The organism is Streptococcus oralis (assembly GCF_901543815.1).
Taxonomy (GTDB): Bacteria; Bacillota; Bacilli; order Lactobacillales; family Streptococcaceae; genus Streptococcus; species Streptococcus oralis_CM.
Genome location: NZ_CABEIU010000002.1, coordinates 826,425 through 840,399 on the forward strand (window position 1 = coordinate 826,425; position 13,975 = coordinate 840,399).

Genomic DNA, 13,975 nt, shown 5'->3' on the forward strand with positions numbered 1-13,975 from the left:
TAAATTTTGAAAGAGTAAAACATGAGAAAAATTGTCATCAATGGTGGACGTCCATTGCAAGGTGAGATCACCATTAGTGGTGCTAAAAATAGTGTTGTAGCACTTATTCCAGCTATTATCTTATCAGATGATATTGTCACTTTAGATTGTGTTCCAGACATTTCAGACGTTGCTAGTCTTGTCGAAATTATGGAGATTATGGGGGCAACTGTTAAGCGTTATGATGATGTCTTGGAGATTGATCCAAGAGGTGTTCAAAATATTCCTATGCCTTATGGTAAGATTAATAGCTTGCGTGCTTCTTATTATTTCTACGGAAGTCTTTTAGGTCGCTTTGGTGAAGCTACAGTTGGACTTCCTGGTGGATGTGATCTGGGACCTCGTCCGATTGACCTTCACTTAAAAGCATTTGAAGCCATGGGTGCTAAGGTCAGCTATGAGGGAGATAATATGAATTTATCTGCCCAAGGTAAGGGACTTCATGGCGCAAGTATTTACATGGATACCGTCAGCGTTGGAGCAACGATTAACACCATGATTGCTGCGGTTAAAGCTAAGGGACGCACTGTCATTGAAAATGCGGCTCGTGAACCAGAAATTATCGATGTTGCTACCCTTTTGAACAACATGGGGGCCCATATTCGTGGTGCAGGGACTGATATTATCATTATTGATGGTGTCGAGAAACTTCATGGAACGCGTCACCAAGTAATCCCAGACCGTATCGAAGCTGGAACCTATATTTCACTTGCTGCAGCGGTAGGAAAAGGAATTCGCATTAACAATGTTCTCTATGAACACTTAGAAGGTTTTATCGCCAAACTAGAGGAAATGGGCGTCCGTATGACAGTCTCAGAAGACAGTATCTTCGTTGAAGAACAGTCTGGTTTGAAGGCCATTAATATCAAAACAGCTCCCTATCCAGGGTTCGCAACCGATTTGCAACAGCCTATCACGCCACTTTTACTAACTGCTCAAGGTCGTGGAACCATTATTGATACGATTTATGAGAAACGTGTTAATCATGTCTTTGAGTTAGCAAAAATGGATGCGGATATTACGACTACAAATGATCACATTATCTACAACGGTGGTCGTAAGTTACACGGGGCAAGTGTAAAAGCTACAGACTTGCGAGCTGGTGCTGCACTTGTCATCGCTGGCTTGATGGCTCAAGGCCAGACTGAAATTACGAATATTGAGTTTATCCTTCGTGGCTACTCAGATATTATTGAAAAATTGCGTAGTCTTGGAGCGGATATTACACTCGTTGAAGACTAAGCCGTTGAGGTGATTATGAATATTTGGACCAAATTAGCAATGTTTTCTTTTTTTGAAACGGAGCGCTTGTATTTGCGTCCTTTCTTTTTTAGTGACAGTCAAGCGTTTTTCGAGATTGCTTCAAACCCTGAGAATTTACAGTTTATTTTTCCCAGTCAAGCAAGTTTGGAAGAAAGTCAGTACGCCCTTGCTAACTATTTTATGAAGAATCCTCTAGGGGTTTGGGCTATTTGTCTCCAAGGAAATCAGGAAATGATTGGTTCCATTAAATTTGAAAAAATCGATGAAATCAAAAAAGAAGCAGAGATTGGTTATTTCTTAAATAAAGATGCTTGGTCACAAGGTTTTATGACAGAAGTGGTTACCAAGCTTTGTCAGCTTTCCTTTGAAGAATTTGGTTTAAAACAATTATCCATCATCACTCATTTGGAAAATCAAGCTAGTCAAAAAGTAGCCTTAAAATCGGGCTTTAGCCTCGTCCGACAGTTTAAGGGAAGCGATCGCTATACACGAAAAATGAGGGACTATCTTGAATTTCGAAACATAAAAGGAGAATTCAATGAGTAAACACCAGGAAATTTTGTCCTATCTGGAAGAGTTACCAATTGGGAAGAGAGTTAGTGTACGCAGTATTTCCAATCACCTAGGTGTTAGTGACGGAACAGCCTACCGAGCTATCAAAGAAGCTGAAAATCGTGGCATCGTTGAAACTCGGCCACGTAGTGGAACCATACGAGTCAAGTCCCAGAAAGTGGCTATTGAGCGGCTAACCTATGCTGAAATTGCTGAAGTCACCTCTTCTGAAGTTTTAGCTGGTCAGGAAGGGCTTGAGAGAGAGTTTAGTAAATTCTCCATTGGGGCTATGACAGAGCAAAATATCCTGTCCTATCTCCATGATGGTGGTCTTTTGATCGTAGGTGACCGTACTCGAATTCAACTTTTAGCTCTGGAAAATGAAAATGCGGTGCTTGTAACGGGTGGTTTTCATGTGCACGAGGATGTACTAGCTCTTGCCAATAAAAAGGGTATTCCTGTTTTACGAAGCAAGCATGATACTTTTACAGTGGCGACCATGATCAATAGAGCTTTGTCAAATGTGCAGATTAAGACAGATATTTTAACAGTTGAAAAGCTCTATCGTCCAAGTCATGAGTATGGTTTCTTAAGAGAAACAGACACAGTGAAAGATTATCTAGACTTGGTACGCAAGAATCGAAGTAGTCGTTTCCCAGTTATTAACCAACACCAAGTGGTTGTGGGAGTTGTTACCATGCGTGACGCAGGAGATAAATCCCCCAGCACGACGATTGATAAGGTGATGACACGTAGTATCTTTGTAACAGGATTAGCGACCAATATTGCCAATGTCAGTCAACGAATGATTGCAGAAGATTTTGAGATGGTTCCCGTTGTCAGAAGTAACCAAACCTTGCTCGGTGTCGTAACACGACGAGATGTCATGGAAAAGATGAGCCGTTCCCAAGTTTCTGCTTTGCCGACCTTCTCAGAGCAAATCGGGCAAAAACTCTCTTATCATCATGATGAAGTCGTTATTACTGTTGAGCCCTTCATGCTGGAGAAAAATGGTGTCCTTGCTAATGGAGTCTTGGCTGAAATCCTCAACCATATGACCCAAGACCTCGTTGTCAATAGTGGACGTAATCTCATCATTGAACAGATGTTGATTTATTTCTTGCAGGCTGTACAGATAGATGATACTCTGCGGATTCAGGCTCGGATTATTCACCACACGAGACGTTCAGCTATTATTGATTATGATATTTATCATGGTCATCAGATTGTTTCAAAAGCAAATATTACGGTTAAAATTAATTAGAATCTAGGAGAAAAAATGATAACTTTAAAATCAGTACGTGAAATCGAAGCCATGGACAAGGCTGGTGATTTCCTAGCAAGTATCCATATCGGCTTACGTGATTTGATTAAGCCAGGCGTGGATATGTGGGAAGTTGAAGAGTACGTTCGTCGACGTTGTAAAGAGGAGAATTTCCTTCCTTTACAGATTGGTGTGGATGGTGCTGTCATGGATTACCCCTATGCCACTTGTTGCTCTCTCAATGACGAAGTGGCTCACGCTTTTCCACGTCATCACATCTTGAAAGATGGCGATTTGCTCAAGGTTGACATGGTACTGGGTGGCCCGATTGCCAAATCTGACCTCAATGTATCTAAACTCAACTTCAACAATGTTGAGCAAATGAAAAAATACACCCAAAGTTATACTGGTGGTTTAGCAGACTCATGTTGGGCTTATGCGGTTGGTACACCGTCTGAAGAAGTGAAAAACCTGATGGACGTGACCAAGGAAGCTATGTATAAAGGAATTGAGCAAGCAGTTGTTGGCAATCGTATCGGTGATATCGGTGCAGCCATTCAAGAATACGCTGAAAGTCGCGGTTATGGTGTCGTTCGTGATTTGGTTGGTCATGGTGTTGGTCCAACAATGCATGAAGAGCCAATGGTTCCTAACTACGGTATTGCAGGCCGTGGACTCCGTCTCCGTGAAGGAATGGTACTAACCATTGAACCCATGATTAATACTGGTGACTGGGAAATTGATACAGATATGAAGACTGGCTGGGCTCATAAGACTATAGATGGCGGCCTGTCTTGCCAATATGAACACCAGTTCGTGATTACCAAAGACGGTCCAGTTATCTTGACTAGCCAAGGTGAAGAAGGAACTTATTAAAAATGAAGGGAGCTCGTACCGCCCCCAAAAAGTTAGACAGAAAAAATCAGCTCTTTGTCAACTGTAGTAGGTTGAAGTCAGCTAAGATCGAGAAAGGACGAATTTCGTCCTTTCTTTTTTGATGTTGAGAGCGATGAAAATCCTTTTATTGAAGTTCTCAAAGTTCCGAAAACCAAAGGCATTTCGTTTGATGAGTTTAATGAGGTTATTAGTCGCTTTTCATTATAAATCTTATGGGACTTTTTTGTGCCAGATTTCTAAATAAACTGATTAAATTCCTATTTTTCCCTATCATTGTCCCTGTTTTTCCTGGAGTTTTGAAGCTATAATAGTCCTATCAAATCAAAGAATGGAGGAAGGCAATGGACAATGTAATCTTTTTTATCAGTGTTTTTCTTGCTGGAATTCTTTCCTTCTTTTCTCCTTGTATTTTACCCTTGTTGCCAGTCTATGCAGGAGTCTTATTGGATGATAAGAATGATGCTCAGGCTTCTAGCGGAAAAATTTCAATCTCACTTGTTAGTTTAGTGCGAACTCTGGTCTTTATAGCGGGGATTTCCTTTGTTTTTATCTTACTGGGTTATGGAGCTGATTTTTTAGGCAATTTGCTTTATGCTTCTTGGTTTCAGTATGTGACGGGTGCGGTTATCATTCTCTTGGGCTTGCACCAGATGGAAGTCTTACATTTGCAGGGACTTTACAAGGAAAGAAGGCTACAATTAAAGAGACAGGGTCAAAACGCTAACGGCTATAGTCAGGCATTTTTACTGGGGTTAACCTTTAGTTTTGCTTGGACGCCATGTGTGGGGCCGGTTCTGGGGTCTGTTTTGGCCTTGGCGGCTTCAGGTGGTTCAGGAGCTTGGCAGGGTGCTGGTCTCATGTTGATTTACACGCTGGGCTTAGCGCTACCATTTTTGGCTCTAGCTCTTGCCTCCAGCTATGTTTTGAAACATTTCCGAAAACTCCATCCTTATCTCGGAACCCTCAAAAAAGTAGGTGGTTTCCTCATTATCGTGATGGGAATTTTGGTGCTTTTGGGAAATGCTTCCATTTTGACTACATTATTTGAATAGAGAGGAAAAAGAAATGAAAAAATGGCAAACATGTCTCCTTGGAGTAGGCTCAATTTGTTGCTTGGCAGCCTGTTCGGCTAAAAACATGTCAGACGAGTCTACTATGAAGGAGCAAACCAAAACAGAACAAGTCAGCTCGCAAACTGCGACTAAAGGTCAGGCAGTCGCTGATTTTGAACTGACAGGTGTAGATGGCAAGACCTATCGTTTGTCTGATTACAAGGGCAAGAAAGTCTATCTTAAATTCTGGGCTTCTTGGTGTTCCATCTGTCTAGCCAGCCTTCCAGATACGGATGAAATTGCTAAGGATGCTGGAGACGACTATGTGGTCTTGACAGTGGTCTCTCCTGGACACAAAGGTGAACAAGCAGAAGCAGACTTTAAGAACTGGTACAAGGGTTTGGATTATAAAAACTTCCCAGTTCTAATTGACCCATCAGGTAAACTTTTGGAAAGTTATGGTGTCCGTTCTTACCCAACTCAAGCCTTTATAGACAAGGAAGGAAAACTGGTTAAAACGCAACCAGGTTTTATGGATAAGGATATGATTTTAAAAACATTGAAAGAAATGGGGTAGAGAAAGGCCATGAATGATAAAGTAAAATTGTTTGTCTTGGCAGGGATTTTTTTCCTAGCCATAACCGGTTTCTATTTTCTATTGATGCGAAATGCAGGGCCGACAGATAGCTCGCAAATTGAGAAAGCATCAGTTAGCCAAGGAGGAAAAACAGTGAAAAAAACAGAAGTGAGTAAAGACGCAGACTTGCACGAAATTTATCTAGCTGGGGGATGTTTCTGGGGAGTGGAGGAATACTTCTCACGCGTTCCCGGAGTGACAGATGCCGTTTCAGGCTATGCAAATGGTAGAGGGGAAACAACCAAGTACGAATTGATTAACCAAACAGGACATGCAGAGACTGTCCATGTTACCTATGATGCCAATCAAATTTCCCTTAAGGAAATCCTGCTTCATTACTTCCGCATTATCAATCCAACCAGCAAAAATAAACAAGGAAATGATGTGGGGACCCAGTATCGTACCGGTGTTTATTACACAGATGACAAGGATTTGGAAGTAATCAACCAAGTCTTTGATGAGGTAGCTAAGAAATACGACCAACCTCTGGCAGTTGAAAAGGAAAACTTGAAGAATTTTGTGGTGGCTGAGGATTATCACCAAGACTACCTAAAGAAAAATCCAAATGGCTATTGTCATATCAATGTCAATCAAGCTGCCTATCCCGTCATCGATGCCAGCAAATATCCTAAACCAAGTGATGAAGAATTGAAAAAGACTTTGTCACCTGAGGAGTATGCAGTTACCCAGAAAAATCAAACAGAACGAGCTTTTTCAAACCGCTACTGGGATAAATTTGAATCCGGTATCTATGTGGATGTAGCTACTGGCGAACCTCTCTTTTCATCAAAGGACAAGTTTGAGTCTGGTTGTGGCTGGCCTAGCTTCACCCAACCCATCAGCCCAGATGTTGCCACCTACAAGGAAGATAAGTCTTACAATATGACACGCATGGAAGTGAGAAGTCGAGCTGGAGATTCTCACCTTGGCCATGTCTTTACAGATGGACCAGAGGACAAGGGGGGCTTGCGCTACTGTATCAATAGTCTTTCTATCCGCTTTATTCCCAAAGACCAAATGGCAGAAAAAGGCTACGCTTATTTACTAGATTATGTTGATTAAGAAGTCTTTCCTAAGCAGTTAGAGGAGAATTTTGCTATACTGATACTAGTAAGTGACAAAGGAGCAGAGCATGACCTACACAATCTTAATCGTAGAGGATGAATATCTAGTAAGACAAGGCTTGACCAAGCTGGTCAATGTAGCAGCCTACGATATGGAAATCATCGGTCAGGCCGAAAATGGAAGGCAGGCTTGGGACTTGATTCAAAAGCAGGTGCCAGATATCATTTTAACCGATATCAACATGCCTCAGCTGAATGGCATCCAATTGGCCAGTCTGGTCCGAGAAACCTTTCCTCAGGTGCATCTAGTTTTTTTGACAGGCTACGATGATTTTGATTATGCCTTGTCCGCTGTCAAACTCGGTGTGGATGACTACTTGCTCAAGCCCTTTTCTCGTCAGGATATTGAGGAAATGTTGGGGAAAATCAAGCAAAAACTAGACAAGGAAGAAAAGGAAGAGCAGTTACAAGATTTATTGACCGATAAGTTTGAGGGAAATATTGCTCAGAAGATTCAGTCTCATCTGGCTGACAGTCAGTTTAGTTTAAAGTCTTTGGCCAGTGACTTGGGCTTTAGTCCGACTTATCTGAGCTCCTTGATTAAGAAAGAGTTGGGGTTGCCTTTTCAGGATTATCTAGTGAGAGAACGTGTCAAGCAAGCCAAGCTCTTGCTTTTGACCACAGATTTAAAGATTTACGAGATAGCCGAAAAGGTTGGTTTTGAAGATATGAACTACTTTACCCAACGTTTTAAACAGATTGCAGGTGTGACACCTCGTCAGTTTAAGAAAGGGGAAGGCCGATGAAGCGTTCTTCTCTTTTAGTCAGAATGGTTATTTCCATCTTTCTGGTCTTTCTCATTCTCCTAGCTGTGGTTGGGACTTTCTACTATCAATCTAGTTCTTCAGCCATTGAGGCCACTATTGAGGGCAATAGTCAAACAACTATCAGTCAGACTAGCCACTTTATTCAGTCTTATATCAAAAAAATAGAAACTACCTCTACCAGTTTGACCCAGCAGAAGGATGTCCTAGCCTATGCTGAGAATCCTAACCAAGACCAAGCCAAGGGAATCCGAGATTTGTTTTTGACTATCTTAAAGGCAGACCAGGACTTGAAAACGGTGGTACTGGTAACCAAATCCGGTCAGGTTATTTCTACAGATGACAGTGTACAAATGAAAACTTCATCTGATATGATGGCTGAGGATTGGTACCAAAAGGCTATTCATCAGGGAGCTAAGCCAGTTTTAACTCCAGCTCGTAAATCAGATAGTCAGTGGGTTATTTCTGTCACTCAAGAACTTGTTGATGCAAAGGGAGCCAATCTTGGTGTGCTTCGATTAGATATTTCTTACGAAACTCTGGAAGCCTATCTTAACCAACTCCAGTTGGGGCAGCAGGGCTTTGCCTTTATCATCAATGAAAACCATGAATTTGTTTACCATCCTAAACACACAGTTTACAGTTCGTCTAGCGAAATGGAGGTCATGAAACCCTATATTGAGACGGGGCAGGGCTATACGCTGGATCACCAATCCTACGTTAGTCAGGAACAGATTGCAGGAACAGATTGGACGGTTATAGGCGTGTCTTCGTTGGAGAAATTAGACCAGGTTCGGAGTCAACTCATGTGGACCTTGCTTGGTGCTAGTGCCTTATCTCTTCTTGCCTGTCTCTGCTTGGTGTGGTTCAGTCTCAAACGCTGGATTGCTCCTTTGAAGGATCTGAGAGAAACCATGCTGGAAATTGCTTCTGGGACTCAAAATCTTCGTGCCAAGGAGGCTGGCGCCTATGAACTGAGAGAAGTGACTCGCCAGTTTAATGCCATGTTGGATCAGATTAATCAGCTGATGGTAGCTATTCGCAGGCAGGAAGAAGCGACCCGGCAGTATGAACTTCAAGCACTGTCGAGCCAGATTAACCCCCATTTCCTCTATAACACCTTGGACACTATCATCTGGATGGCTGAGTTTCAGGATAGTCAGCGAGTGGTTCAGGTGACCAAGTCCTTAGCAACCTATTTCCGCTTGGCGCTCAATCAAGGAAAGGATTTGATTTCTCTTTCTGATGAAATCAATCATGTCCGCCAGTACCTCTTTATCCAGAAACAACGCTATGGTGATAAGCTGGAGTATGAGATTGCTGAAGATCCTGCTTTTGATAACCTAGTCTTACCCAAGTTGGTGTTACAACCCCTTGTAGAAAATGCTCTTTACCATGGCATTAAGGAGAAGGAAGGTCAGGGCTATATTAAAGTCTCTGTTCAGAAACAGGATACAGGGCTTGTCATCCGCATTGAGGATGATGGTGTTGGTTTCCAAGCTGCTGGCGATAGTAGTCAAAGTCAGCTCAAACGTGGGGGAGTTGGCCTTCAAAATGTCAACCAACGACTCAAACTTCATTTTGGAGAAAATTACCAGATGAAGATCAATTCTGCACCCGAAAAAGGGACGACGGTTGAAATATACATCAATAAAATAGCAATTAGCTAACTCCCAGTATATTCTGGGAGTTTTGCTTTTTAAAATCAGAATGATTAGTTGGCCTTGATAAAATCAGTAAAAAAAGATATGATAGATAGTGACAAAAGAGGTATCAAGTATGAAGGGAAAAGACATTCAAAGAGCAACAAGCCAGATTGTTGAAGATGTTTTGGAGAAGGCTGGATTGTGTGAAGGAAGCCTCTTTGTCCTAGGTCTATCTTCTAGCGAAGTTTTAGGTGGTCAGATTGGCAAGGAATCCAGCCAAGAAATTGGGGAAATCATTGTGAAGACCATTCTAGATATCCTAGAGAAAAAAGGGATTCATCTAGCTGTTCAAGGTTGTGAACATGTCAATCGAGCCCTCGTCGTTGAACTTCAGGTGGCAGAGCAGTTTGGTCTTGAAATCGTCAGTGTCCTTCCTACACTTCATGCAGGAGGTTCGGGTCAGTTGGCAGCCTTCAAGTTTATGCAGAATCCAGTTGAGGTTGAATTTATCAAGGCTCATGCGGGATTGGATATCGGAGATACCGCAATTGGTATGCATGTCAAGCATGTACAGGTTCCGATTCGACCAGTTTTGCGTGAGATTGGCCATGCCCATGTAACGGCTCTAGCTAGTCGTCCCAAACTCATTGGAGGTGCGCGTGCGCAGTATCCTGAAGACTTCATAAGAAAGTCATAAGTGGGCTGAAAGTTATCGTAAGTTAGAGATATTTCAAGTATGTAGAGGTATAAGGTTGGAAAATTGTGTTTATATTATTTCAGGTCCCCCAGGCGTTGGAAAGAGCACCGTCAGCAAAGAGTTGGCCTATTCTTTTGACAAAAGTGCAGTTATAGAGGGCGACATGATTTACTTAATGATTAAAGGAGGTCTCGTAGCTCCTTGGGAGGATGATGGATTTTTCATGGATTTATTCTGGGATAATATCATCAGTCTGACCAATAATTTCTTGGATCGTGGCATTACTGTCGTGATAGAGTATGTCATATTTGAAGAGCAACTGAAGAAAATTGCAGCCTTCTTAAAAGAAAAACGAATTAAGCTAAAATATTGTGTTCTAATGGCTCAAGAAGAAACCTTGAAAGAGAGGGATTCTTCTCGAAAAGAAATTGAGAGAACAGGCGATTTATCAATCCAAGCAAGAAATGAGTTTCTAGCTAAAAATAGTGAGAAACATCATTTTCTATTCACGGATGATTTAGATGTCAAGGAAACGGTAAATATCATTAAAACTTCAAATCAATTTTTAATTTCTGAACAGTAAAAGACAGGGAGAGTAAGGGTATAGAAACCAAGACTCTCTCTGTTTTTTTGTTGAATTCTTGTGCAAAGTACTCCAAACAAGACCATCTTTTACAAGAAGAAGGGATGCTATCTGATGGAAAATTGCCAAAAGTAGAAAAAAGCAACTTAGAGAAGATTTTTCGTTATAGAAATCAGTAAACAAAGCTGGATTTAGCTGTTCTAGGTCTGCCTTTTTGTGCTATACTTAAGATATGCATAGAAAAACAGTGATTGATTTTAGGGCTTTGGGTGAGAGATACACCTTTACCCAGCCAATCAAAGAGTTAAAAACGAGAGATTTATCAGAAGTGGCGGACTTGCTGGCATAGGTGGAAATCTACCAAGAGCATGGAACGGATACCGTAGAAACATTGGATGAGAGGGATTTTAACCAGCATAACAGGGTCTAAACTAGGACGACCTTTATCTTCAGAATAAGTATCTGCGACTAAGTCATAGATGGAGGAAAAATCGATCATCTGCTCAACCTGACGAGGAAAATGGGCTTGCGGAACGAGTTCAACTAGCGCGTAAAAACCAACTTGATTGCGGTTATATTCGAGATTTTCTTTGTGAAACATAGGGAACACCTGACAACTTTTCTTACCTCTATTATACGACTTTACACAAAGAAAAGCCCTTAGAAATTTGTAGTCTAAGGACTTTGTCTTCAATCTGAAAGGAGCTTAGCTCCTTTTTTGTTTCAAATTTAGATAAAATAGACAAGCGTAGCAAAGTTGTCACAAATTTATTCTTTTGTAGTAAAATAGGATTAGAATTTTGAGAAAGTAGGTAATTCGTTGGAGTCGATTATATTTCTAGTATCCGTTTTTTTAGCAGGTATCCTGTCCTTCTTTTCACCCTGCATCTTTCCTTTGCTACCTGTCTATGCTGGTATTTTACTGGATGATCAGGGAAATTCGAAAAGCTTTCGCTTTTTTGGAAGAGACGTTGCATGGTCGGGCTTAATTCGAACCTTGTGCTTTATTGCAGGAATCTCCCTCATTTTCTTTATTTTAGGATTTGGAGCTGGATTCCTAGGGCACATGCTCTATGCAGACTGGTTTCGTTATGCTATGGGCATAGTCATTATTCTTTTAGGCCTTCACCAGATGGAAATCTTGCATTTCAATAAACTGGAAGTTCAAAAGACAGTCACCTTCAAACAATCAAAGTCTAATCACTATCTGTCAGCCTTTTTGCTTGGGATAACCTTTAGTTTTGGTTGGACCCCTTGTATCGGACCAGTTTTGAGTTCGGTCTTGGCTCTTGCAGCTTCAGGAGGGAATGGTGCTTGGCAAGGAGCCTTACTAACCTTAGTGTATACATTGGGAATGGCTCTTCCTTTTCTTGTTTTAGCCTTGGCTTCGGGATGGATCATGCCCTATTTTAGCAAATTAAAACCCCATATGATTCTACTAAAGAAAATCGGGGGAGCTTTGATTGTTTTGATGGGATTATTATTAATGCTAGGGCAGTTAAATGCCTTGTCAGGAATTCTTGGATAAAAGGAGAAAAAGATGAAAAAAGTTATTTTTGCTGGATTGAGCCTCATGTCTCTATTTTTGTTGATTGCCTGTGGCGAAAAAGAAACCAAACAAACGGAAAGCCCTAAACAGCCTGCTGTACAGCAAATCGCAGTAGGAAAGGATGCGCCAGACTTCACCTTGCAGTCTATGGATGGCAAAGAAGTGAAGCTATCGGACTACAAAGGTAAAAAAGTCTATTTAAAATTCTGGGCTTCTTGGTGTGGACCTTGTCGAAAGAGCATGCCTGAGTTGATGGAATTAGCTGCCAAACAAGATCGAGACTTTGAAATCTTGAGTGTTATTGCACCAGGTCTACAAGGTGAAAAAACAGTTGAAGAGTTTCCAAAATGGTACCAAGAACAAGGTTACAAGGATATACCAGTCTTGTATGATACCAAGGCAACTACCTTCCAAGCCTACCAAATTCGTAGTATTCCAACAGAATACTTAATTGACAGCCAAGGAAAAATCGGAAAAATCCAATTTGGTGCTATTAGCAATGCTGATGCAGAAGCAGCTTTTAAAGAGATGAAATAAAAAAATCGCGAGAAATCGCGATTTTTTTATAGTTTTTCATTGATAAAGCGGATGAATTGATTCCACCAAACTTTTAAGAAGAAGGCTTTTTCAACTTTCTTTTCAGCCACCATTTCAAAAGAAGGTTTTTCAGAAGTGAGATAACCTTGACCGACCAAATCTTGGTCATCATAGGTTAGATGACCAACAACAGTTTCAGCTTCTAGTGGCGCTGTCTCGGCCTTGGTTTTTGGAGTGAACTGCAGGCTTGATGATGCTCGACTTCCCAATCGTTGTATGACAGTGATATCAGATTTAGCAACAGCAGTTACGGTATCTTCCTTCCCATCAAGTACAGAAACTTTGCTATCTTTGTAGGCTTCTCCCTTCTGGACAATCGTTTTGAGAGCATAATTAGATGTTATATAGTCCAAAAGAGAAGAAGTAGCAGTAAAGCGAGCGTAAGGATTACTGTTTTGCTGGTCAGCGTTTAAGACAACTGTAATGATTCGCATACCTTTTTCGGTAGTTGTTCCAACGAAAGAAGCTCCCGCCTTGTCTGTTGTACCAGTTTTGAGCCCATCAACTCCACCTCGATATGCTGGCATTCCTTCCAACATATAGTTAGTAGAGTGAATTTCCATACCAGCAAATGTTGATGAAGATTTCTTGGTGATTTCTAAAACTTGAGGGTAATCTCTGATGAGGTTTCGAGCGATGATTGCAACATCGTAAGCACTTAGCTTGTTCTCCTCATCCTTTTTAGAACCAGGATAGATATTATTTCCAAGTGTTTCGTTATTAAGTCCAGTAGTATTCACAATAGTTGCATCTTGGATTCCCCATTCAAGAAGTTTCGCCCTCATCTTGTCAACGAAGTCTTTCTCTGAACCAGCAATTTTTTCAGCAAGAGCAATGGCTGCACTATTGGCACTTGATACTAGAGTTGCTTCCAATAATTGTTCCACTGTATACTTGCGCGCTTCCATAGGAACATTACTAGCCTCAGAATTGGTTGTGAGTTGGTATGGATAGTCAGAGATATCAACTGGGGTAGATAGGCTAATGGTCCCTTGTTCCAATGCTTCATAGACTAGGTAGACAGTGAGAATCTTGGTGATAGAGGCAATTTCTACAGGTTGATTTGCATCTTTCTCGTAGAGGATTTTTCCAGTTGTAGCTTCGACAGCAATGGCATGCTTGGCAGCAACATCAAAATCTTGCGCAGATACAGTAGGAGTGGCTGTACCAAAAATGATAAGAGTTAGTAAGGATAAAATTAATTTCTTCATAGTAGTTTTATTCTATCACAAAGCGAAAAAATATTCTCGTTTTTATAGTAAAGCCATCTTATCTTTTTGAAGAATTATGGTAAAATAGAAAGAAGGAGGC

14 protein-coding genes and 2 pseudogenes are annotated in these 13,975 nt (G+C 41.1%); 13 read left to right on the forward strand and 3 right to left on the reverse strand.

Annotated features, from left to right (window positions below; translation table 11 throughout):
• Positions 1 to 21: 21 nt before the first annotated feature.
• Genes FQT28_RS04165 through FQT28_RS04180 form a run of 4 tightly spaced genes read left to right on the forward strand, consistent with a single transcriptional unit; the run spans position 22 to position 3,994 of the window.
• The gene (locus tag FQT28_RS04165; RefSeq protein WP_125418012.1) at positions 22 to 1,281 is read left to right on the forward strand and encodes a UDP-N-acetylglucosamine 1-carboxyvinyltransferase; all 1,260 of its coding nucleotides are present in this window, start codon (positions 22 to 24) and stop codon (positions 1,279 to 1,281) included.
• A 15-nt stretch (positions 1,282 to 1,296) separates the two neighbouring features.
• Entirely contained in the window at positions 1,297 to 1,848 is a 552-nt protein-coding gene (locus tag FQT28_RS04170; RefSeq protein WP_125448932.1) for a GNAT family N-acetyltransferase, read from the forward strand.
• Positions 1,841 to 3,118, forward strand: coding sequence for a CBS-HotDog domain-containing transcription factor SpxR (spxR, locus tag FQT28_RS04175; RefSeq protein WP_125448934.1), 1,278 nt, complete (start codon positions 1,841 to 1,843; stop codon positions 3,116 to 3,118). The genes FQT28_RS04170 and spxR overlap by 8 nt, the downstream gene beginning before the upstream one ends.
• Before the next feature lie 15 nt (positions 3,119 to 3,133).
• The gene (locus FQT28_RS04180) at positions 3,134 to 3,994 is read left to right on the forward strand and encodes a methionyl aminopeptidase (protein ID WP_125448936.1); all 861 of its coding nucleotides are present in this window, start codon (positions 3,134 to 3,136) and stop codon (positions 3,992 to 3,994) included.
• An 81-nt stretch (positions 3,995 to 4,075) separates the two neighbouring features.
• Here FQT28_RS04180 and FQT28_RS04185 read toward each other — a convergent pair.
• Positions 4,076 to 4,213, reverse strand: a pseudogene (locus FQT28_RS04185) (transposase); the annotation flags it as partial.
• A gap of 143 nt (positions 4,214 to 4,356) precedes the next feature.
• Between FQT28_RS04185 and ccdA2 (FQT28_RS04190) the strand changes: the two are divergent.
• The 7 genes from ccdA2 (FQT28_RS04190) (at position 4,357) to FQT28_RS04220 (ending at position 10,518) form a co-directional block, all read left to right on the forward strand.
• Positions 4,357 to 5,067, forward strand: coding sequence for a thiol-disulfide oxidoreductase-associated membrane protein CcdA2 (ccdA2, locus tag FQT28_RS04190; RefSeq protein WP_143989512.1), 711 nt, complete (start codon positions 4,357 to 4,359; stop codon positions 5,065 to 5,067).
• Between the two features lie 13 nt (positions 5,068 to 5,080).
• Positions 5,081 to 5,644 carry a redoxin family protein gene (locus tag FQT28_RS04195; RefSeq protein WP_000759264.1) on the forward strand — a complete coding sequence of 188 codons (564 nt, stop codon included), beginning with the start codon at positions 5,081 to 5,083 and terminating at the stop codon, positions 5,642 to 5,644.
• A gap of 9 nt (positions 5,645 to 5,653) precedes the next feature.
• On the forward strand, positions 5,654 to 6,766 hold the full coding sequence (msrB, locus tag FQT28_RS04200) for a peptide-methionine (R)-S-oxide reductase MsrB (protein ID WP_143989513.1): 1,113 nt from the start codon (positions 5,654 to 5,656) through the stop codon (positions 6,764 to 6,766).
• A gap of 70 nt (positions 6,767 to 6,836) precedes the next feature.
• On the forward strand, positions 6,837 to 7,574 hold the full coding sequence (locus FQT28_RS04205; protein ID WP_143989514.1) for a response regulator transcription factor: 738 nt from the start codon (positions 6,837 to 6,839) through the stop codon (positions 7,572 to 7,574).
• Complete coding sequence (locus tag FQT28_RS04210) at positions 7,571 to 9,262, forward strand: cache domain-containing sensor histidine kinase (protein WP_143989515.1); 1,692 nt, start codon at positions 7,571 to 7,573, stop codon at positions 9,260 to 9,262. The genes FQT28_RS04205 and FQT28_RS04210 overlap by 4 nt, the downstream gene beginning before the upstream one ends.
• A 109-nt stretch (positions 9,263 to 9,371) precedes the next feature.
• Positions 9,372 to 9,935 carry a TIGR01440 family protein gene (locus FQT28_RS04215; RefSeq protein WP_185768048.1) on the forward strand — a complete coding sequence of 188 codons (564 nt, stop codon included), beginning with the start codon at positions 9,372 to 9,374 and terminating at the stop codon, positions 9,933 to 9,935.
• A 55-nt stretch (positions 9,936 to 9,990) separates the two neighbouring features.
• Positions 9,991 to 10,518 carry an AAA family ATPase gene (locus tag FQT28_RS04220; protein WP_143989516.1) on the forward strand — a complete coding sequence of 176 codons (528 nt, stop codon included), beginning with the start codon at positions 9,991 to 9,993 and terminating at the stop codon, positions 10,516 to 10,518.
• A 367-nt stretch (positions 10,519 to 10,885) separates the two neighbouring features.
• On the opposite strand, the pseudogene FQT28_RS04225 reads toward FQT28_RS04220, so the two are convergent.
• Positions 10,886 to 11,119, reverse strand: a pseudogene (locus FQT28_RS04225) (transposase); the annotation flags it as partial.
• 219 nt (positions 11,120 to 11,338) lie between these two features.
• Here FQT28_RS04225 and ccdA2 (FQT28_RS04230) point away from each other — a divergent pair.
• Together ccdA2 (FQT28_RS04230) and sdbB are read left to right on the forward strand one after the other, a co-directional pair.
• Entirely contained in the window at positions 11,339 to 12,046 is a 708-nt protein-coding gene (ccdA2, locus tag FQT28_RS04230; protein ID WP_143989517.1) for a thiol-disulfide oxidoreductase-associated membrane protein CcdA2, read from the forward strand.
• A gap of 12 nt (positions 12,047 to 12,058) precedes the next feature.
• Positions 12,059 to 12,604, forward strand: coding sequence for a thiol-disulfide oxidoreductase-associated lipoprotein SdbB (sdbB, locus tag FQT28_RS04235; protein ID WP_143989518.1), 546 nt, complete (start codon positions 12,059 to 12,061; stop codon positions 12,602 to 12,604).
• 26 nt (positions 12,605 to 12,630) lie between these two features.
• On the opposite strand, the gene pbp3 is transcribed toward sdbB, so the two are convergent.
• Entirely contained in the window at positions 12,631 to 13,875 is a 1,245-nt protein-coding gene (gene pbp3, locus FQT28_RS04240; protein ID WP_143989519.1) for a D-alanyl-D-alanine carboxypeptidase PBP3, read from the reverse strand.
• Positions 13,876 to 13,975 lie beyond the last annotated feature (100 nt).

Excerpts from the sequence above, each read along its gene's own strand:
- FQT28_RS04165 (WP_125418012.1), top strand. The coding sequence starts at position 22 with ATGAGAAAAATTGTCATCAATGGTGGACGTCCATTGCAAGGTGAGATC.
- FQT28_RS04170 (WP_125448932.1), top strand. The coding sequence starts at position 1,297 with ATGAATATTTGGACCAAATTAGCAATGTTTTCTTTTTTTGAAACGGAG.
- spxR (WP_125448934.1), top strand. The coding sequence starts at position 1,841 with ATGAGTAAACACCAGGAAATTTTGTCCTATCTGGAAGAGTTACCAATT.
- FQT28_RS04180 (WP_125448936.1), top strand. The coding sequence starts at position 3,134 with ATGATAACTTTAAAATCAGTACGTGAAATCGAAGCCATGGACAAGGCT.
- ccdA2 (WP_143989512.1), top strand. The coding sequence starts at position 4,357 with ATGGACAATGTAATCTTTTTTATCAGTGTTTTTCTTGCTGGAATTCTT.
- FQT28_RS04195 (WP_000759264.1), top strand. The coding sequence starts at position 5,081 with ATGAAAAAATGGCAAACATGTCTCCTTGGAGTAGGCTCAATTTGTTGC.
- msrB (WP_143989513.1), top strand. The coding sequence starts at position 5,654 with ATGAATGATAAAGTAAAATTGTTTGTCTTGGCAGGGATTTTTTTCCTA.
- FQT28_RS04205 (WP_143989514.1), top strand. The coding sequence starts at position 6,837 with ATGACCTACACAATCTTAATCGTAGAGGATGAATATCTAGTAAGACAA.
- FQT28_RS04210 (WP_143989515.1), top strand. The coding sequence starts at position 7,571 with ATGAAGCGTTCTTCTCTTTTAGTCAGAATGGTTATTTCCATCTTTCTG.
- FQT28_RS04215 (WP_185768048.1), top strand. The coding sequence starts at position 9,372 with ATGAAGGGAAAAGACATTCAAAGAGCAACAAGCCAGATTGTTGAAGAT.
- sdbB (WP_143989518.1), top strand. The coding sequence starts at position 12,059 with ATGAAAAAAGTTATTTTTGCTGGATTGAGCCTCATGTCTCTATTTTTG.
- pbp3 (WP_143989519.1), bottom strand. The coding sequence starts at position 13,875 with ATGAAGAAATTAATTTTATCCTTACTAACTCTTATCATTTTTGGTACA.